This window comes from Streptomyces sp. NPDC048521 (genome assembly GCF_043199855.1).
Lineage (GTDB): Bacteria > Actinomycetota > Actinomycetes > Streptomycetales > Streptomycetaceae > Streptomyces.
This window is the reverse complement of sequence record NZ_JBICWR010000021.1, coordinates 1-21234: the sequence shown is the minus strand read 5'-3', so window position 1 is coordinate 21234 and position 21234 is coordinate 1. Positions and strand designations below refer to the sequence as shown.

Annotated in this window: 3 protein-coding genes; all 3 read right to left on the bottom strand. The window is 76.3% G+C overall.

Annotated elements, in window-relative coordinates:
• Positions 1–27: 27 nt before the first annotated feature.
• The 3 genes from ACGFRF_RS34735 to ACGFRF_RS34725 are packed head-to-tail and all read right to left on the bottom strand — an operon-like array spanning position 28 to position 21181.
• Complete coding sequence (locus ACGFRF_RS34735; protein ID WP_393746906.1) at positions 28–1518, bottom strand: FAD-dependent oxidoreductase; 1491 nt, start codon at positions 1516–1518, stop codon at positions 28–30.
• Positions 1515–7166, bottom strand: coding sequence for an SDR family NAD(P)-dependent oxidoreductase (locus tag ACGFRF_RS34730; RefSeq protein WP_393746904.1), 5652 nt, complete (start codon positions 7164–7166; stop codon positions 1515–1517). Before ACGFRF_RS34730 ends, ACGFRF_RS34735 begins: the two co-directional genes overlap by 4 nt.
• Positions 7167–7168: 2 nt before the next feature.
• Positions 7169–21181, bottom strand: a complete 14013-nt coding sequence (locus ACGFRF_RS34725; RefSeq protein WP_393746902.1) for a type I polyketide synthase — start codon at positions 21179–21181, stop codon at positions 7169–7171.
• Positions 21182–21234 lie beyond the last annotated feature (53 nt).

Below are 21234 nucleotides of genomic sequence, written 5' to 3'. Positions count from 1 at the left end.
TGTCCTTTCATCGTTGGTGGTCGGCCGTCACCGTGCGGTGGCGGCCGGGGACGACGGGGTGGGGACCAGCGCGGCGAGCTTCGCGGCGACGCCGGGGAGCCGGTCGGCGCCACCGGAGGCGGCCACGTAGCCGTCCGGGCGCAGCAGCACGAACCGCTGCGTACGGCCGTTCAGCGGGAAGTGCGCGACCAGCTCGGGCAACCGGTCGGCCAACTCGGCGGCCGCGGCGGCGAGTTCGCCGGACGGACCGCCGTAGGTGATCAGCTGGAACCGGCCGGCCAGCTCGTCGGAGGCCTTGGGGATCCACCGGGGATCCCTGGTTCCGGGGCGCGGCCGGGTGCGGTCCCGGCCGCCGGCCGGGTCGCCGAGCAGCACGTCCGGGTAGCGGCTGCGCCAGCCGGCCAGCATCGGCGCGTAGCCGTGGGCCAGCGCGCCGGTGGCCTGGAGCAGCCGCCAGGTGAGGTCGCGGACCCGGCGGGCCATCGGGCCGGCCTCGGCCTGCCGGGCCATCCGGCCGGTGGCCCGGAGGGTCTGCGCGATCGCGGCGCGCCGCTCCGGGTCGTAGCTGTCGAGGATCGACTCGTGCAGCCGGCCGTGCACCACGCCGGCGAGCTTCCAGGCCAGGTTGCGGGTGTCCGGGATGCCCAGGTTGAGGCCCTGGCCGCCGATCGGGCTGTGGACGTGCGCGGCGTCGCCGACGAGGAAGCAGCGGCCGGAGCGCAGCGCGCCGGCCACCCGCTCGTCGCTGGAGAACAGCGTCACGGTGCGCACCTCGGTGAAGCGGAGCCCACCGGGGCCGCGCTCGTCCAGCAGTGCCTGGGCGTGCTCGGCGGTGGCCTCGGTGCCCGCCGGGACGGCGCCGGAGATGCGGAACTCGCCTCCGGGCAGCGGGGCGATCAGCGCGACGCCGGTGTCGGCGAGGAAGTAGTGGATCTCCTCGGTGCTGATCTTTCCGGCGATGCGTCCCTCGGCGAGCAGGTAGGTGGCCGGGAAGCGGGCCCCGGAGAAGTCGATGCCCAACTGGGTGCGCACCTGGCTGCGCAGTCCGTCCGCGCCCACCACCCAGTCGGCCTCGATCTCGGTGGTGCCGCCGTCCGCGCGGGTCGCGGTGACGGTGACCGTGTGCTCGTCGGGGACGACCTTGGTGACCCGGGTGCCCCATTCGACGCCTGCGCCGCGGTCGGCCAGTGCCTCCGCGAGCAGCCGCGCGGTGCGCTCCTGGGGCAGCACCAGCGGGGCGTTGACGTCGGTCAGCGGCACCCGCGCGCTGCCGCCGGAGCCCAGGTGGTAGTGGAGCGCGGCGGGGCGGATGCCGTCCCGGGCGGCACGCTCGGCCAGGCCGAGTTCGCCGAGCACCTCCCGCACCGGCGGCCACAGCAGGATCGCCCGGGAGCCGGTGTGGGGGTGTTCCGCCGCGTCCACCACGGTGACCTGGACGCCGAGCCGGCTCAGCTGCGCGGCCATGGCCAGGCCGCACGGGCCCGCGCCGACGACCAGGACGGTAGTGCGTCGCGTCATCGCTTCTCCAACCACTCGTGCACCGCCTGGGCAGTACGGTCGGCGTGCTCTTCGAGGACGGTGAAGTGGTCGCCGACCAGCTCCACCGCGTCGTGCGGGTACGTCCAGTCGGCCGGCGGCCGGTCGAATCCGGCGAGGGGCTCGGTGGTGCGGGCCACCAGGATGGGGGTCGCGCAGTCGACGGGCTCCCAGTCGGTGAGCAGCCGCAGGTAGGCGCCCATCGCGGTGAGCCGCGCGTCGGTGACGGCGCCGCTGTCGGCCAGCCGCGCGAACATCTGCTCGAACAGTGCGGCGCCGGTGGTGGTCAGCTCGGGGCCGAACACGAAGGTGTCGATGAGTACCAGTCCGGCGGCCGGGCGGCCCAGCGCGGCCAGCCGGGCGGCGACGCCGTTGGCCAGCAGGCCGCCCGAGGAGTAGCCGACCAGCACCACCGGCCGCTCCCCCACCGCCCGCACCTGGCGGGTGACGGCCTCGATCGCGGCAGGCCGGTCGGCGGGGAGGGGTTCGCCGTCGAGGTAGCCGGGCAGCGTGACGGCCGAGACCGCGCGCCGGTCACGCAGCCCGGCGGCGAACCGGGCGTACTGGTGCGGGCCGGAGGTGGCCAGCACGGTGGGCAGGCAGACCAGCACGGGGCCGTCCTCGTGCGCGGTCAGCTCCACCGGTTCGGGCAGCGCGCCGGCCTCCTCGGCGGAGCCGAACGTGGTGCGCAGCTTGGCGGCGGCGCCGAGCACCTCGACGAACTCGCCGGTCTTCCCGGCCTCGGCCGCCTCGTGGTAGAGGGCTCCGAACAAGCCGGGTCCGGCCCCGGTGGTGGCGGCCGGTTCCGCGCCGAGTTCGCCCTGCAGGTGGCGGGCCAGCGCCTCGGGGGTGTCGTACTCGAACAGGGTGGCCGCGGTCAGCCGCACGCCGGTGGCCGCCGACAGCCGGTTGCGCAGCTCCAGGCTGGTCAGCGAATCGAAGCCGTGTTCCAGGAACCGGCGGGCCGGGTCGATCGCGGAGCCGTCCGGGAAGCCCAGGACGGCCGCGGCCTGCCCGGTGATCGTGGACAGCAGTGCGCCGAACCGCTCGGCGGCCGGCAGCGCGGCCAGTTGGCCGGCGTCCGGGCCGGCCGGTCCGGTGGCCTCCCGGCCGCCGCGGTCGGGGGTGAACTCGGCGATCAGCGGGCGCGGGCCGGTGAGGGTGTACGCGCCACGGAACCGCGGCCAGTCCACGTCGGCCAGCATCAGACGGGTGTCCCCGGCGGTGAGCGCGTCGCCGAGCGCGGCGAGGGCGCGCTGCTCGTCCAGCACCGCGATCCCCCGGCCGGCCAGCCGTTCCCGGCGGGTGGCCGCGACCCCCGTGGTGTCGGCCGGGTCGGCCCAGGGTGCCCAGGCCACCGACAGGGCGGGCAGCCCGGCCGCGGCACGGTGCTCGGCCAGCGCGTCGAGCGCGGCGGTGGCCGCCGCGTACGCGGCTTGGCCGACGCCGCCGAAGGTGCCGGAGAGGGAGGAGAACAGCACGAACGCGGTGAGCGGGGCGTCGCGGGTCAGCTCGTGCAGATGCCACGCGGCGGTGACGCCGGGGCGCAGCGCCGCCGCGGCGGCGGCGCCGTCGAGGGTGGTCAGCGGCGCCTCGCTGAGCGGTACGGCGGTGTGCACCACGGCGGTGAGCGGATGTCCGGCGGGGACGCCGGCCAGCAGCGCGGCCAGCGCCGCACGGTCGGTCAGGTCGCAGGCGGCCGTGCGCACATCGGTACCGAGTTCGCGCAGCTCGGCGGTGGTGTCCTCGGGCACCGCGCCGCCGGGGTCGACGGCCAGCAGCAGCGCGGGGGCGCCCGCCGCGGCCAGCCAGCGGGCCACGGTCGCGCCCATGGCGGTGTCCGCGCCGGTGACCAGGGTGGTGCCGGTGGGCCGCCAGGCGGCGCCGGTCAGCCCGGTCAGCGGGCTGCGCACCAGGCGGCGGGCGAACAGCCCGGCCGGGCGGACGGCGAGCTGTTCCTCCCCGGTCCGCCCGGACAGCGCCGCGCACCAGCGGGTCAGCGCGCGTTCGTCGGGCCGGGCGGGCAGGTCGACGACGCCGCCGGTGAGGCCGGGATGTTCCAGTGACACCGTCGGGGCCAGGCCCCACAGCGCGGCCTGGTCCGGGTCACCGTCCGGTTCGGCGTCCAGTGCCACCACTCCCGTGGTGGTGAACCAGAGCGGGGCCTCCACGCCCAGCTCGACCAGGGCGCGGACCAGGGTCACGGCGGCCGGCCAGCCCAGCAGGGCGAGCACGCCGGTGGGCCGCACACCGGCCGGCGCGCCGCGCAGGGCTTCCGGGGCCGGCGGGTCGGCGGTGACCTCGACCCGGATCACCCGGGCGCCGTGCCGGGCCAGTGCGTCGGGTTCCGGCCCGGTGTACCCGGGCGGCACGGCGACCAGCCAGTCGCCCGACAGCCGGACGCTCGCCGGGTCGGACACCGGCCGCCAGTCCAGCGCGTAACGCCAGGAGTCCACGACGGACTGCTCGCGACGCTGCCGCCGCCAGGCCGACAGCGCGGGCAGCACGGCGGCCAGTGGTTCGGCGTCCAGTTCCAGGACATCGGTGAGGCCGGCCAGGTCGGCGTTCTCCACCGCCTCCCAGAAGCCGGACTCCACCGGGTCGGCCGTGGCGGGTACGGCGGTGGGGTCGGGCTCGGGCCAGTAGCGCTGCCGCTGGAAGGGGTAGGTGGGCAGGTCCACCCAGGCGGTGTCCCGGCCGGCCAGGGCGACGCCGAGATCGACCGGGGCGCCGCGGGTGTGCGCGTCGGCCACCGAGCGCAGGAACCGGTCCAGGCCACCCTGGTCGCGGCGCAGCGAACCGACCACGGCGGCGTCGGCCCCGGCGTCCTCGGCGATGTCCTGCACCGCGGTGAGCAGCACCGGGTGCGGGCTGACCTCGACGAAGAACCGCAGCCCGGAGTCCAGCAGGGTACGCACGGCAGGGTCGAAGGCCACCGGCCGGCGGGCGTTGTCGAACCAGTACGGCGCGCCCAGGGTGGTGGTGTCGGTGAACGTGCCGGTGACGGTCGAGCAGAACGGCACCGCGGCGGCGGTGGGCCGCACATCGGCGAACATGTCCAGGATCCGCTCGCGCAGCGGGTCGACCTGGTCGCAGTGGGAGGCGACGGTGGAGCCGACCAGCCGGGCGCGCAGCCCGTCGGCGGTGGCCTCGGCGACGAACCGCTCCAGTGCGGCCGACGCGCCGACCACGGTGACCGCGTTGGGGCCGTTGACGCCGCCGATGTGCAGCGCGTCGCCCTGGGCGGCCAGCCGGGCGCGGACCTGCTGTTCGGACGCGGCCACCGACACCACCGCCCCGTTGCCGCGCAGTTCGTCGGCGAACAGTTGGCTGCGCAGCACCACGATCTTCAGCGCGTCGTGCAGGGACAGCGCCCCCGCGGTGTAGGCGGCGGCGATCTCGCCCTGGCTGCTGCCGACCACGGCGGCCGGGGTGAGGCCGTAGGAGCGCCACAGCTCCGCCAGCGACACCATCACCGCGAACAGCACCGGTTGCAGGATCTCGATGCGCTCCATGTCGGGCGCGTCGGGCGCGCCGCGCAGTACGTCGGCGATGGACCAGTCCACGAAGGCGCGGGCCGCGGTGTCGCACTCGGCCAGGTGCGCGGCGAACACCGGGGCGGAGTCCAGCAGTTCGGCGGCCATGCCCGCCCACTGCGAGCCCTGGCCGGGGAAGACGAACACCACCCGGTCGGTCGGCGCGGCGGCGGCGCTGACCACGGCGTCGTGCGGCCGGCCCTCGGCCAGGGCGCGCAGGCCCTCGGCGGTGGTGTCGGCGTCGTCGGCGACGACGACGGCGCGGTGTTCAAGGGTGGAGCGGCGGTGCAGCAGGGCCGCGGCGAGGTCGGGCAGCGGGGTGCCGCGCCGCACCAGGGGCAGCAGCCGCTCGGCCTGAGCGCGCAGCGCCTCTCGGGTACGGGCGGACACCGCCAGCGGCACCGGACGGGGCGGGCCGGTCGTCGCGGCCGGGGCGGGCGCGCCCGCCGGGGCAGTGGCACCGGACGGTGCGGTCGTGCCTGCCGGGGCGGTCGATTCAGTTGGGACAGTCGCGCCCACTGGGGTCGTGCCAGTCGGGCTGGCCGTGCCCACCGGAGCCGTGCCAGTTGGGACCGCCGTGCCAGCCGGGGCAATCGTGCCAACGGGGGCAGTCGTACCACGCGGCGCACTCGGCCCGTCCAGTGCACTCGTGCCGGCCGGTGCCGCCTGACCCGTGTCGGGGCTGTCCGGCGGCTCGGGTGCGGCGAACTCGTCGGCCTGTTCCAGGAGTACGTGCGCGTTGGTGCCGCTGATGCCGAACGCGGACACCCCGGCGCGGCGCGGGCGGCCGGTCTCCGGCCACGGTTGCGGCTCGGTCAGCAGCGCGACCGCGCCGGAGGAGAAGTCCACCTTGGAGGTGGGCGCATCGACGTGCAGGGTGCGCGGCAGGTGGTCGCCGCGCAGCGCCATCACCATCTTGATCACTCCGCCGACCCCGGCGGCCGCACCGGCGTGGCCCAGATTGGACTTCAGCGATCCCAGCCACAGCGGGCGGTCTGCGGGCCGGTTGCGGCCGTAGGTGGCCAGCAGCGCGTTGGCCTCGATGGGGTCGCCCAGCGCGGTGCCGGTGCCGTGCGCCTCGACCGCGTCGATGTCGGCGGCGGCCAGGCCCGCGTCGGCCAGCGCGGCGCGGATGACCCGTTCCTGGGAGGGCCCGTTGGGGGCGGTCAGCCCGTTGGACGCGCCGTCCTGGTTGACCGCAGAGCCGCGCACCACGGCCAGCACGCGGTGACCGTTGCGGCGCGCGTCGGACAGCCGCTCCACCACCAGCATCCCGGCGCCCTCGGACCAGGCGGTGCCGTCGGCGGCCTCGGCGAACGCCTTGGCGCGGCCGTCGGGGGCCAGGCCGCGCTGCCGGGACAGCTCCACGAACCCGGCCGGGGTGGACAGCACCGACGCTCCCCCGGCCAGCGCCAGCGAGCACTCGCCACGGGCCAGCGAACGGCAGGCCAGGTGCAGGGCGACCAGTGAGGCCGAGCAGGCGGTGTCCACGGACAGCGCCGGTCCCTCCAGGCCCAGGGTGTAGGACAGCCGACCGGACAGCACGCTGATGGCGTTGCCGGTCAGCAGGTAGCCCTCCAGGTCCTCGGCGGCCTGCGCCGCGAGCATCCCGTAGTCCTGCGCTCCGCTGCCGACGAACACGCCGGTCTGGCTGCCGCGCAGGGACAGCGGGTCGATGCCGGCGCGCTCCAGCGCCTCCCAGGAGGTCTCCAGCAGCAGCCGTTGCTGCGGGTCCATGGCCAGCGCCTCGCGCGGGGAGATGCCGAAGAACGAGGCGTCGAAGTCGGCCACGTCGTGCAGGAACCCGGCCTGCTTGACGTAGGTGGTGCCGGGCCGGTCCGGGTCGGGGTCGAAGAGGCGGTCCAGCGGCCAGCCGCGGTCGGTGGGGAAGGCCGACATCACGTCGCGGCCGGAGGCCACCACCTCCCACAGGTCCTCGGGGGAGGTGATGCCGCCCGGGAAGCGGCAGGCCATGCCGACGACGGCCATCGGCTCGGCGTCGCGCTGCTCGTACGCGCGCAACCGCTGCCGGGTCTCGTGCAGGTCGACGGTGACCTTGCGCAGGTAGTCGCGGAGACGGTTGACATCACTCATGATCAGCTCAACTCCGAGTCGATGAACCGGAAGATCTCTTCGTCGCTGGCGGCCCCGAGCTGCTCGGTGACCGAGTCGCCGGTACCGTCCGAGCGCGGGCTCAGCCGGCTGACCAGGCCCTGCAGCCGGGTCAGCGCGCGCCGCCGGTCGTCCTCGCCGGACACCTCGGCCAGCACTCCGGCCAGCCGGTCGAGTTCCTCGTCCAGCGAGCCGACGGCCGCCGTGGCGGGCACCACCAGTTGCTTGCGCAGGTGATCGGCGAGTCCGGCGGGGGTGGGGTGGTCGAAGACCGCGGTGGCCGGCAGCCGCACGCCCGTGGCCGCGCCGAGCCGGTTACGCAGGTTCACCGCGGCCAGCGAGTCGAATCCGAGCTCGGTGAACGGCCGCCCGGTGGGCAGTGCGTCCGGGTCGTCGTGGCCGAGGACGACGGCGACCTCCCTGCGCACCAGTTCGACGAGTTCGCGTTGCTGGTCGGCCTCGGGCAGCGCGCCGAGCCGGGCGGCGAGCCCGGGTTCGGCCGCGGCCGGTTCGTCGGTGTCGGCGGCGAGGCTCTCGCGGACCTCGGGCAGTTCGCCGAGCAGCGGACTGGGCCGGGCGGCGGTGAACGCGGGCGCGAAGCCGGCCCAGTCCACATCGGCCACGGTCACCACGGTGTCGGCGTGCCGCACCGCGTCGGCCAGGGCCACGAGCGCCTGCTGGGGGTCCAGCGCGAGCACACCGCGGCGGCGCAGCTGCTCGCGGCGCTCGGCCTCGGTGTCGGCGTCCGCCCCGCCGAGTCCGGCGCCCTTCCACGGGCCCCAGGCGATGGCGGTGGCGGGCAGCCCGCGGGCGTGCCGCTGCTGTGCCAGGGCGTCGAGGTAGGCGTTGGCCGCCGCGAACGCGCCCTGTTCGCTGCCGCCCCAGGTGGCCGCGACGGAGGAGAACAGCACGAACGCGTCCAGCTCGCCGGTGAGCCGGTCCAGGTTGGCCGCGCCGCGGACCTTGGTGTCGAGGGTGGCGGCGACCTCGGCGAGGTCGGTGCCGGTCAGCGTGCCGGAGCGCAGGGTGCCCGCGGCGTGCACCACCGCGGTCAGCGGCAGGTCCGCCGGGATCCCGGCGAGCAGTGCGGCCAGCGCGGCCTCGTCGGCCGGGTCGCAGGTGCTCAGGGTGACCGGGACGCCGAGGTCGTCCGGTGCCGTGGCGGCCGGGTCGTCGGTGGTCAGGACGAGCGCCTGCGCGCCGTTCGCGGCCAGCCAGCGGGCCACGGGCAGGCCCATCGGGCCGAGGCCGTCGGTGACCAGCACGGTGCCGGTGGGCTGCCACCGCCGGGCCGGGGTGCGCCCGCGCAGCGGGGCGTGCGCCAGCCGCGGCACCAGCACCCCGGTGTCGCGCAGGGCGGCCTGGTCCTCGGTGGTGCCGGCCAGCAGCGGGGCCAGCCGGTCCAGGGCGCGGCCCGGGTCCTCGGGCAGGTCGACGATGCCGCCGAACAGTTTCGGCTGTTCCAGGGCGAGGGTGCGGCCCAGGCCCCAGAGCATGGCCTGTTCGGGGTGGGGCAGCCGGTCGGCCTGGGTGGCGGCGACCGCGCCGGTGGTGACCAGCCACAGCGTGGTGTCGGTGGCGGCCAGGGCGCGGACCAGTTCCAGGGTGGCGGCCAGGCCGGCGGGTACGGCGGGCTGCTCCGGGTGCGGGCCCTCGGCCAGGCCCAGCAGGGAGACCACCCCGGACGCCGTACCGGCCTCGGCCGCCACGGCGTCCGGGCCGACCAGGCGGACCGCGGCTCCGGCGCGGGTGAGCGCGGCGGCACAGTCCGCGGCCAGGTCCGAGCCGTCCGGGGCGACCACCAGCCAGGTGCCGGTCAGCACCGCCTCGGCCGGTTCGACGGGTCGCCAGCCCACGGTGTAGCGCCGGTCGTCGGATGTGGCGGCCGTCTCCTGGGCGGCGCGCCAGGCGGCCAGTCCGGGCAGCACCTCGGCCAGGGGTTCGGCGGGGACGCCGAGCAGGTCGGCCAGCACCTTCGGGTCGGCGGGGTCGGCGCCGTCGACCGCCGCCCAGAACGCGCCGTCCGCCGCGCCGGTCCCGGTGTGCTCCGGGGCGGCGAGCCAGTAGCGCTGCCGCTGGAAGGCGTAGGTGGGCAGGTCCACCGGGGCGGTCCGCAGGCCGTCGAAGGCGGCGGTCGGCCGCACCGGCAGCCCCGCGACGTGCGCCTCGGCGACGGAGAGCAGGAACCGGTCGAGGCCGCCCCGGTCGCGGCGCAGCGAACCCACGACGGTCACCTCGTCCAGGGTCTCGTCGATCCCTGGTGCCAGCACCGGGTGCGGGCTGACCTCGACGAAGGCGCGGTGCCCCTGCTCGGCCAGGGCGCGCACGGCTTGTTCGAACCGGACGGTGCGGCGCAGGTTGCGGTACCAGTAGCCGGCGTCCAGCTCGGCCGGGTCGGCCCAGTCGGCGGTGACCGTGGAGAACATCGGCACCTGTGCCGCCCGCGGCTGGATCCCGGCGAGGGCGTCGACCAGGCGGGTCTCGATGCGCTCCACGTGCGCGGAGTGCGAGGCGTAGTCCACCGCGACACGGCGGGCTCGTACCGCGCGTTCGGCGCAGTCGGCCAGCAGCCGGTCCAGGGCCGCGGGGTCGCCGGAGACCACCGTGGAGGCGGAGCCGTTCACCGCGGCGACGGTCACCTGGCCCCCGGCGGGCAGCAGGCCGGTCACCTCGTCGGCGGGCAGCGCCACGGACACCATCCCGCCGTGTCCGGTCAGTTCCTCGGCGATCAGCCTGCTGCGTACGCAGACCACCAGCGCGGCGTCGCGCAGGGACAGCGCCCCCGCCACACAGGCGGCCGCGATCTCACCCTGCGAGTGGCCGACCACCGCGTCCGGCTCGACCCCGAACGACCGCCAGAGTTCCGCCAGCGACACCATCACCGCGAAGGACACCGGCTGCACCACATCGACCCGGTCCAACCCGGGCTGCCCGGCCTCCCCCCGCAGCACACCCAGCAACGACCAGTCCACGAACTCGCCCAACGCCGACGCGCACTCGGCCATCCGCGCCGCGAACACCGGCGACGACTCCAGCAGTCCGACCGCCATCCCCGCCCACTGCGCACCCTGACCCGGGAACACGAACACCGTGCGACCGGTGGCCCCGGCGGTTCCGGTGGCCAGGTGGGACGCGGTGTCCCCGGCGGCCAGCGCGGTCAGCCCGGTGAGCAGGTCCGCGCGGTCGGCCGCGACCACCACGGCGCGGTGGGTCAGTGCGGAGCGCCCGGTGGCCAGGGCGGCGGCCACGTCGACCAGTCCGGCGTCCGGTTCGGCGGCCAGCCAGCCGAGCAGTCGGCCGGCCTGGGCGCGCAACGCGGCCTCGCTGTTGCCGGACAGCGGCACCGGCACCACCCGCCGGGGCACCGGGGTCCGTGGGGGCGGCGTCTGCGGGGCCTGCTCGAGGATCACGTGCGCGTTGGTGCCGCTGATCCCGAACGAGGACACCGCGGCCCGGCGCGGCCGGTCCCGTTCCGGCCAGGGCCGCGCCTCGGTGAGCAGCCGCACCTCGCCTGCCGACCAGTCCACGTGCGACGTCGGTTCGTCGACGTGCAGGGTGCGCGGCATCAGGCCGTGCTCCATCGCCTGTACGACCTTGATCACCCCGGCGACGCCGGCGGCGGCCTGGGTGTGCCCGAGGTTGGACTTGACCGAGCCGAGCCACAGCGGGTCGTCGTCGCGGCCCTGGCCGTAGGTCTCCAGCAGCGCCTGCGCCTCGATCGGGTCGCCGAGCGCGGTTCCGGTGCCGTGCGCCTCCACCAGGTCGACGTCCGAGGGGGACAGGTGGGCGGCGGCCAGCGCGGTGCGGATGACCCGCTCCTGGGAGGGGCCGTTGGGCGCGGTGAGCCCGTTGGACGCACCGTCCTGGTTCACCGCGGAGCCGCGCAGCACGCCGAGGATCCGGTGGCCGTTGCGGCGTGCGTCGGACAGCCGCTCCACCACGAGCAGGCCGACGCCCTCGGACCAGACGGTGCCGTCCGCGTCCGCGGAGAACGCCTTCACGCGGCCGTCGGCGGCCAGGCCGCGTTGCCGGGAGAACTCGATGAAGGTGCCCGGCGTGGACATCACGGTGGCGCCGCCGGCCAGCGCCAGCGAGCACTCCCCGGCGCGCAGTGCCTGCGCCGCCAGGTGCAGGGTGACCAGCGAGGAGGAGCAGGCGGTGTCCACGGTGACCGCCGGGCCCTGCAGGCCGAAGGTGTAGGCGATCCGGCCGGAGGCGACGCTGCCCGCGGTGCCCGCGCCGAGGTAGCCCTCCACGTCCTGCGGCGTGCTGGGCAGCCGGGTGGCGTAGTCGTGGTACATGACGCCGACGAACACGCCGGTGTCGGTGTCCCGCAGTGACAGGGGGTCGATGCCGGTGCGTTCCAGCGCCTCCCAGGAGGTCTCCAGCAGCAGCCGCTGCTGCGGATCCATGGCGAGCGCCTCGCGCGGCGAGATCCCGAACAGCGCGGCGTCGAACTCGGCCGCGTCGTGCAGGAAGCCGCCCGAGGTGAGGTAGGTGTGCCCGGCCCGGTCGGGGTCGGGGTCGTAGAGGCGTTCGGTGTCCCAGCCGCGGTCGGTGGGGAACGGTGAGATGGCGTCGCCGTCCCCGGCCACCAGCCGCCACAGGTCCTCCGGGGAGCGCACGCCGCCCGGGTAGCGGCAGGCCATGCCGACGATGGCGATCGGCTCGTCGGCCGGGCCGCTGGGGCGGGGTGCGGTGCGCGCCGGGGTGGCGGCCGCGGTGAGTCTGCCGAGCAGGTACTCGGCGGTGGCCGAGATGCTGGGGTGGTCGAAGGCGAGCGTGGCGGGCAGGGACAGTCCGGTGGCGGCGGCCAGCCGGTTGCGCAGTTCCACCGAGGTCAGGGAGTCGAACCCGAGGTCGGTGAAGGCGCGCCGGTCGCCCAGTGCGGTCGCGTCGTCGTGGCCGAGGGTGGCGGCCACCGCGGTGCGTACGGTGTCGTGGACCAGCCTGGTTCGAGCGGCCTCGTCGAGCCCGGTGAACGCGGTCCGCAGTGCGCCGGTGCCCGTGGTGCGCCGGGCGGGGACGCGGACCAGCGCGCGCAGCACGGGGGCCGGCGGGACGGTGCGGGCCTGTTCGCGCAGCGCGGGCAGGTTCAGCTTGACCGGGACGGCCAGCGCGGTCCCGCCTGTTACGGCGGCGTCGAACAGCCGCATCCCCTCGGCGGGGTCGAGCGGCACCACACCCAGCCGTTCGATGCGCTGCCGGGCGGCGCCGTCCGCGGTGTCGCCCATGCCGCCGGCGCCGGCCCACAGGCCCCAGGCCAGCGACACGGCGGGCAGGCCGGCCGCGCGTCGTCTGACGGCCAGGCCGTCCAGCACGGCGTTGGCGGCGGCGTAGTTGCTCTGCCCGGGGCTGCCCAGGATCCCGGCGGCCGACGAGAACAGCACGAACGCGGCCAGGTCGTGCCCGCGGGTCAGCTCGTCGAGGTGCAGCGCGGCGTCCGCCTTGGGCCGCAGCACCCGGTCGACGCGCTCGGGGGTCTGCGCGGCGAGCATGCCGTCGTCCAGCACCCCGGCGGTGTGCACCACGGCGGTGAGCGGGTGTTCGTCGGGGATGCCGGCCAGCAGCGCGGCCAGCGCGTCCCGGTCGGCGGCGTCGCAGGCCACCACCTCGGCGGTGGCGCCGAGAGCGGCGAGGTCGGCGACCAGTTCGGCGGCGCCCGGGGTGTCGGGGCCCCGGCGCCCGGCGAGCAGCAGGTGCCGTACGCCGTGCTCGGCGGCCAGGTGCCGGGCCAGTACCGAGCCGAGCGCGCCGGTGCCGCCGGTGATCAGCACGGTGCCGTCGGGGTGCCATGCGGCGGGCTCACCGGCACTGCCGCGGACGAGCCGCGGAACGAGCACCGCGCCGTCGCGGACGGCGAGTTGGGGTTCGCCGGTGACGAGGGCGACGGGGTCGGGCACACTGTCGTCGCTGTCCAGCAGCACGATCCGGCCCGGGTTCTCCGACTGGGCCGAGCGGGCCAGGCCCCAGGCGGCCGCTGCGCCCAGGTCGGTGCCGTCGGTGGCGCCGGAGGTGCGCAGCACCAGCGTGGTGGTGGCGAACCGCTCCTCCGCCAGGAACGCCTGCAGCAGGGACAGCACCCGGTGGGTGGCGGTGGCGATCCCGGCCGGGCCGTCCGCCGCGGCGGGCAGCGCGGCCAGCAGCCACTCCCCCGGTTCGGTCACCGCGGCGAGGTCCAGATCGGGGCCCAGTGCGGTGGGCACAGGTCCTTCGGGGCCGAGCGCGGTGGGCACGGATCCTACGGCGCCGAGCGCGGTGGGCGCGGATCCTTCGGCACCGAGTCCGGTGGGCACGGAACCTTCGGCACCGAGTGCGGTGGGCACGGAACTTTCGACGCCGAGTCCGGTGGGCACAGAACCCTCGGCACCAAGGCCGCCGGACACAGCGGCACCGAGTGCGGTAGGCGCGGGTCCTCGGGCGCCGGTGCGCACCGGTATCCAGGCCACGGTGTGCAGCGCCTCGGAGCCGGGGTCCGCCGTGCCCAGTCCGGCCGGGATCGGGCGCAGCGTCAGGCTTTCCACGGTGATCACCGGAGCGCCGTGGGCGTCGTACGCGGCGATCGCGACACCGCCGTCGACCGGTGTCAGCCGCACCCGCAGCGTCGCGGCACCGGGCTGCCACACGGTCACCCCGGTCCAGGCGAACGGCAGGGCGGCCGTGCTCGCCCCGGGGTCGGTGGCCAGGGCGTGCAACGCTGCGTCCAGCAGCGCCGGGTGCACCCCATAGCCGCCGGGTTCGGCCGGGGCGGGCAGTTCCACCTCGGCGAACACCTCGGTGCCGGTGCCGGTGTCCCGCCACCGGGCCGCGCGCAGCCCGCGGAACACCGGTCCGTAGGCCAGACCGCGGTCGGCCAGCACCTCGTACAGCTCGCCCGGGTCGGTCTCGTCCCACTCGGTGCCGGCCGTCTCGGCCGGGGGCCGGTCCGCTTGCGTCGGCGCGGTGCCGGCCGGGGGCTCGACGGTGCCGGCGGCGTGCCGGGTCCACGGCTCGTCGGTGGTGCCCGCCTCGGCCCGCGAGTACAGGGTCACCGCGCGGCGGCCGTGTTCGTCGGGCGCGCCGAGCACGAGTTGCACCGCGGCGCCGCCCCGCTCGGCCAGCACCAGCGGCGCGTCCAGGGTCAGGTCGGTGATCCGGCCGCAGCCCAGTTCGTCCCCGGCGCGGGCGACGAGCTCGACGAACGCGGTGCCGGGCAGCACGATCCGGCCGGCCACCACGTGGTCGGCGAGCCAGGGCTGGGTGGTGGTGGACAGCCGTCCGGTGAACAGCACGCCTGCGCCGTCGGCCAGCGTGACGGCCGCGCCGAGCAGCGGGTGCCCGACCGGGCCGAGGCCGACCGCGCCGGCGTCGGCGGCCGTCTCGCCGGTCATCCAGAACCGGCGGTGCTGGAACGCGTAGGTGGGCAGCGCGACGGGCGCCGGTGCGCGGCCTTCGGTGACCGCGGCCCAGTCCGGGAAGATGCCGTGCACGTGCAGCCGGGCCAGCGCGTCCAGCAGGGCCGGGGTCTCGTCCCGGCCGTCGCGCAGGGTGGGGAGAACGATGCGTTCCACAGCGGGTCCGGTGCCGGGTGCGGTACCGCCTCCCGCGCCGGTCAGGCCGCCGTCCGCGCCGGACAGGCCGCCGTCCGCGCCGGGCAGGCAGTCGCGGGCCATCGCGGTCAGCGCCGCGGCCGGGCCGATCTCGACGAACGCGGTGGCCCCGGCCTCGGCCAGGGCGCGCACGGCGGGCAGGAAGCGCACGCTGTCGCGGACGTTGGCCACCCAGTGTTCCGGGTCGGTGATCTCCCGCTCCGACAGCGGCGCCCCGGTCACCGTGGACACCACCGGCAGCCGCGGCGCGGTGATCGGGATGCGGGTGACGACCTCCCGGTACTCGGCCAGGATGCCGTCCACGTGCGGGGAGTGCGGGGCCATGCTGACCCGCAGCTGCCGGGTGCGGCGGCCCCGTTCGCGCCAGTGCGCGCCGATCGCGGCGACCGCGTCGGCGTCGCCGGACACCACCACCGAGCCGGGGCCGTTGACCGCGGCCAGCCGCACCTGTCCGGCGTGCTCGGCCAGCATCGGGGCGAGTTCGGCCTCGGTGGCCTGGACGGCGACCATCGCGCCGCCGGGGGTGGCCCGTGCCATGAGCCTGCCGCGGGCGGTGACCAGCGCGGCGGCGTCGGGCAGCGTGAGCGCCCCGGCGACGTGCGCGGCGACGATCTCGCCGACCGAGTGGCCGGCCACCAGGTCCGGTCGCAGGCCCCAGCTCTCCACGAGCCGGACCAGCGCGACCTCTACGGCGAACAGCGCCGCCTGGGTGAAGTCGGTGCGCTCGAGCAGTTCGGCCTCGGGGCTGCCCTCGGCGGCGAACAGCACCTCGCGCAGCGGCCGGGGCAGATGCCGGTCGAGTTCGGCGCACACCGCGTCGAACGCGGCGGCGTAGGCGGGGAACTCCGCGGCCAGTTCGCGGCCGGCGCCGAGGCGCTGGGAGCCCTGGCCGGGGAAGAGGAAGGCCAGTTTCCCGGCGTCGGCCGCGATGCCGGTGACCACGTCGGCGTGGGGAGTTCCGTCGGCGAGGGCGGCCAGCCCGGCGGGCGGGTCGGTGAGGATCGCGGCCCGGTGCGGGTGCGCGGTGCGGGTGGTCAGCAGCGAGTGCGCCAGCACGGCCGGTTCGACGTCGGGGTGTTCGCGGAGGTGGGTCAGCAACCGGGCTGCCTGGGCGCGCAGCGCCGGTGCGGTGCGTGCGCAGACCACGACCGGCAGCGGCAGGACCGCCCGGGCCGGTGCCGCCGCCGGTGCCTCGGCCGGGGCCTGTTCGATGATGATGTGGGCGTTGGTGCCGCTGACGCCGAACGAGGACACCGCGGCGCGGCGGGGGCGGCCGGTCTCGGGCCAGGGCCGCGGTTCGGTGAGCAGGGACACCGCGCCGGAGGCCCAGTCCACGTGCGGGCTGGGTTCGCGGACGTGCAGCGTGCGCGGCAGCAGGCCTTCCCGGAGGGCCAGGACCATCTTGATGATCCCGGCGACGCCGGAGGCGGCCTGGGTGTGCCCGAGGTTGGACTTGACCGAGCCGAGCCACAGCGGTTCGCCGTCCCGGTCGCGGCCGTAGGTGGCCAGCAGGGCCTGGGCCTCGATGGGGTCGCCCAGGGTGGTGCCGGTGCCGTGCGCCTCCACCGCGTCGACGTCCTGCGCGGACAGTCCGGCCGCGGCCAGCGCGGTGCGGATCACCCGCTGCTGGGAGGGGCCGTTGGGCGCGGTGAGCCCGTTGGACGCGCCGTCGGAGTTGATCGCGGAGCCGCGCACCACGGCCAGCACCGGGTGCCCGTTCGCCCGCGCGTCGGACAGCCGCTCCACGAGGAGCATGCCGGCGCCCTCGGACCACGAGGTGCCGTCGGCGGTGGCGGAGAACGCCTTCACGCGGCCGTCGGCGGCCAGGCCGCGCTGCCGGGAGAACTCCACGAACAGCCCGGGGGTGGCCATCACGGTGGCGCCGCCGGTCAGCGCCAGGTCACACTCGCCGCGACGGAGCGCCTGGGCGGCCAGGTGCAGCGCCACGAGCGAGGACGAGCAGGCGGTGTCCACGGTGAGCGTGGGGCCTTCCAGACCGAACGTGTAGGCGAGCCGGCCGGAGGCGACGCTGGCCGCGCTGCCGGTGAGCCGGTAGCCCTCCACGCCGTCCGCGGCGTGGTGCAGCATCGGCCCGTAGTCCTGGCGCATCACGCCGACGAACACGCCGGTCCTGCTGCCGCGCACCGAGGCCGGGTCGATCCCGGCGCGTTCGAAGGTCTCCCACGAGGTTTCCAGCAGCAGCCGCTGCTGCGGATCGGTGGCCAGCGCCTCGCGCGGGTTGATGCCGAAGAACTCGGCGTCGAAGCCGGCGGCGTCGCGCAGGAAGCCGCCGTGCCGGGTGTACGACGTGCCCGGCCGGTCGGGGTCGGGGTCGAACAGCGCGTCCAGGTCCCAGCCGCGGTCGGCGGGGAACTCGGTGATGCCGTCGCCGCCGTCGAGCAGGAACTGCCACAGCTGCTCCGGGGAGCGGATCTCCGACGGGAACCGGCAGGCCATGCCGACGATCGCGATGGGCTCGTCGGTGTCGGCGCCGGTGCGCGCCGGGGGCCGCACGGCCGGGGCCGTCTCCTCGGGCCGGTCCCGGCGCAGGTGGCCGGCCAGCGCGGCGGGGGTCGGGTAGTCGAACACGAGCGTGGCCGGCAGGGGGGCGCCGATGGCCGCGGTGAGCCGGTTGCGCAGTTCCACAGCGGACAGCGAGTCCACGCCCAGCGCGCGGAACTCCGCCTGCGGGTCGATGGCGTCGGCGTCGGCGTGACCGAGGACGGCGGCGGCCTCGGCGCGCACCAGCGCCAGCAGCTCCTCGGCCGTCGGTTCGGCCGGCCTCACCGTACCGGGCTCGGTCGCCGCGGCGGTCCGGCGGCGGTCGCGGACCAGAGCGCGCAGCAGCGGTGGCAGCAGCGCGGGGTCGGCGGTGCGCAACCGGACCTTGGCCGGCAGCAGCACCGGGTCGTCCAGGGTCAGCGCCGTGTCGAACAGCGCCAGCGCCTCCTCGGCCGACAGCGCCTGCACTCCGGCGCGGGCCATCCTGGCCAGGTCGGCCGCGGACAGGTCGCCGGTGATGCCGCTGGGCGGGGCCCACAGGCCCCAGGCCAGCGACTGGGCGGGCAGCCCGGCGGCGCGCCGCCGGCCGGCCAGCGCGTCCAGGCAGGCGTTGGCGGCGGCGTAGTTGGCCTGGCCGGGGCCGCCGAGCGTGCCGGTGGCCGAGGAGAACAGCACGAACGCGGCCAGGTCGTGCCCGCGGGTCAGCTCGTCCAGGTGCACCGCGGCGGTCACCTTGGGCCGCAGCACCGCCGCCAGGCGTTCCGGGGTCAGCGCGCTGAACAGCCCGTCGTCGGCGACCCCGGCCGCGTGCACCACGGCGGTGAGCGGGTGCTCGGCGGGGATGCCGGCGAGCAGCGCGGCGAGCGCGTCCCGGTCGGCGGCGTCGCAGGCCACCACGCGGACCTCGGCGCCGAGTTCCGTCAGCTCGGCGGCCAGTTCGGGTGCGCTGCCGCGGCGGCCGGTGAGCAGCAGGTGCCGTATGCCGTGCTCGCGCACGAGGTGCCGGGCGACCAGCCCGCCGAGGGTGCCGGTGCCGCCGGTGATCAGTGCGGTGCCCTCGGGGTCGAGCGGGCGGGGCAGGGTGAGCACCAGTTTGCCGGTGTGCCGGGCCTGGCTGAGGAACCGGAAGGCGTCCGTGGCGCGGGCGATCGGCCACACCGACAGCGGCGGCGGGGTCAGGGCGCCCGCGGCGAACAGGTCCAGCACCGCGACCAGCAGCCGCTGCATCTCGTACGGCGGCAGCTGCATCAGGTCGAACGGCCGGTAGCCGATCTCCGGGAAGCCGGCCGGGTCGCGCAGGTCGGTCTTGCCCATCTCCAGGAAGGTGCCTCCGGGGCGCAGCAGTCCCGCCGAGGCGTCGACGAACTCGCCGGACAGCGAGTTGAGGACGACGTCGACCGGGCCGAACCTCGTGGCGAAGCCGGTGTCGCGGGAGGAGGCGATGTGCGCGTCGTCCAGGCCGAGTTCGCGCAGCACGTGCCACTTGCCGGGGCTGGCGGTGCCGTAGACCTCGGCACCCAGGTGCCGGGCGAGCTGCACGGCGGCCATGCCGACGCCGCCGGCCGCGGAGTGGATCAGTACCGACTGGCCGGCCCGCAGCCCGGCGAGTTCGACCAGGCCGAGGTATGCGGTGAGGTGCGCGATCGGCATGGCGGCGGCCTGCTCGAAGGTCCAGCCGTCCGGGATCGGCGCGACGGCGGCCCGCTCGGCCACCGCGACCGGCGCGAACGCGTCACCGAACAGTCCGGTGACCGAGGTGCCCGGGGTGAGGTCGGTGACGTCGGCGGCCACCTCGGTGACCACACCGGCACCCTCCCCGCCGAGGGGCACCTCCCCGGGGTACATCCCGAGGGCGATGAGCACATCGCGGAAGTTCAGCCCGGCGGCGCGCACGGCGATGCGCACCTGGCCCGGCTCCAGCGGGGCGGAAGCGGCCGGGGCAGGCACCAGCGCGAGGTTGTCGAGGGTCCCCGGACGGGTGACGGCCAGCCGCCAGTGCGGGTCCGCGGGCGGCACCAGCTCGGGCCTGACCAGCCGGGGGGTGAGCAGCGCGCCGTCGCGCAGCGCCACCTGCGGTTGCCCGGTGGACGCAGCGGCCGGGAGTGCGCGGCGGGATGCGGTGGTGCCGTCGAGGTCGGCCAGCACGATCCGGTCGGGCTGCTCGGCCTGCGCGGCGCGCAGCAGCCCCCACACCGCCGCGCCGCCCGGATCGGCCGGGTGGTCGGCGGGTTCGGTGGCGACCGCCCCGTCGGTGACCACCAGCAACCGGGCGGGCGCGGCGGTGGCGGCCAGCCAGTCCTGCACCTGCCGCAGCACGGCGGAGGTCACCTGCTCGGCGGGCTGCCCCGGCGGAACGGCCAGCACGGTGACCTCGGCGGCACCGTGCTTCCCCTCGGCGGCACCGTCGTCGCCCACGGCGGCAGCGTCGGCGACGAGATCGACTCCGGTCGCACGCAGGGCGTCGGCCAGGGTCTCGGGCAGAGTGCCTACGACCGCCCAGGAGCCGGTGGCCGGTTCGGCGGGGGCCGGGATGGTGTCCCAGTCCAGCCGGAACAGCGAGTCGCGGTCCACCCGGGTGGTGGTGCGGCCGGTGGTGGCACGCAACGTGAGCGCACCGACGGAGGCGACCGGGGAGCCGGTGGCGTCGAAGAGGTCCAGGGCCACGCTGCCCTCCCCGGTGGGGGTGAGCCGGACCCGCGCGACGGACGCTCCGGCGGCGTGCAGCCGGATGCCGGCCCAGGAGAACGGCAGCCGCGCGGTGCCGCTGTCGTCGGTGAGCGCGAGCGCGTGCAGTGCGGCGTCCAGCAGCGCCGGGTGCAGGCCGAACGCGCCGGCCCCGGCACGGTGTTCGTCGGGCAGGGCGACCTCGGCGAGGATGTCCGCGCCGCGCCGCCAGGCCGCACGCAGGCCCTGGAACGCGGGGCCGTAGTCCAGGCCGCGGGCGGCGAGATCGGCATAGGCGGTGTCCACGGCCAGCGGGATGGCGTCCCGCGGTGGCCAGGCCTCTTCCGCTACGACGGGTTCGGCCGGGCCGGTGGCGAGGGTGCCGGTGGCGTGCAGCGTCCACGGCTCGTCCTCGGGCGCGTCCACGGCCAGCGAGTAGATGTCAACGGCACGACGGCCCGAGTCCTGGGCTTCGCGGACGGCCAGCTGCAGCCGCACCGCGCCGCTGTCGGGGAGTACGAGCGGCGCCCGCAGGACGAGTTCCTCGACCCGGTCGCAGCCGACCCGGTCGGCGGCCTGCACGGCCAGTTCCACGAACGCCGCGCCGGGCAGCACGATCGCTCCGGAGACACGGTGGTCGGCCAGCCAGGGCTGGGACAGCACCGACAGCCGGCCGGTGAGCAAGTAGGCATCGGACCCGGCCAACGCGGTGACCGCGCCGAGCAGGGGGTTGCCCGCCGGGAGCAGCCCTACGGCGCCGAGATCGCCACCGGCGACCGATTCCAGCCAGTAGCGGCGGCGCTGGAAGGCGTAGGTGGGCAACTCGACCCGGGCCGCGGCGGGCAGGTACCGTGCCCAGTCGACCGTCCCACCGTGCACCTGGAAGCGGGCCAGACCCGTGGCCAGGGCACGGACCTCCGGCTGGTCGCGGCGGAACAGCGAGACGAACGCCGCCGTGCTCTCCTCGGGCAGGCAGCCCGGCCCGGCGGCGGTCAGCGCGGTGTCCGGGCCTACCTCCAGGAAGGTGCTGACGCCCTGTTCGTGCAGGTGAGCCACCGCATCGGCGAAACGGACCGTGTCCCGGACGTTGCGCACCCAGTAGTCGGCGTCCACCGGAGCCGCGTCGATGTCCACGGTGGACACGAAGGGAATGGTCGGGGCGCTGAAGGTGACACCCGCGATCGCCTCCCGGAACCGCTTCAAGACCGGCTCCATCAGCGGCGAGTGGAACGCGTGACTCACCCGCAACCAGGTGTGCCGCCACCCCCGCTCCTTCACCCGCTCCGCGACCGTCT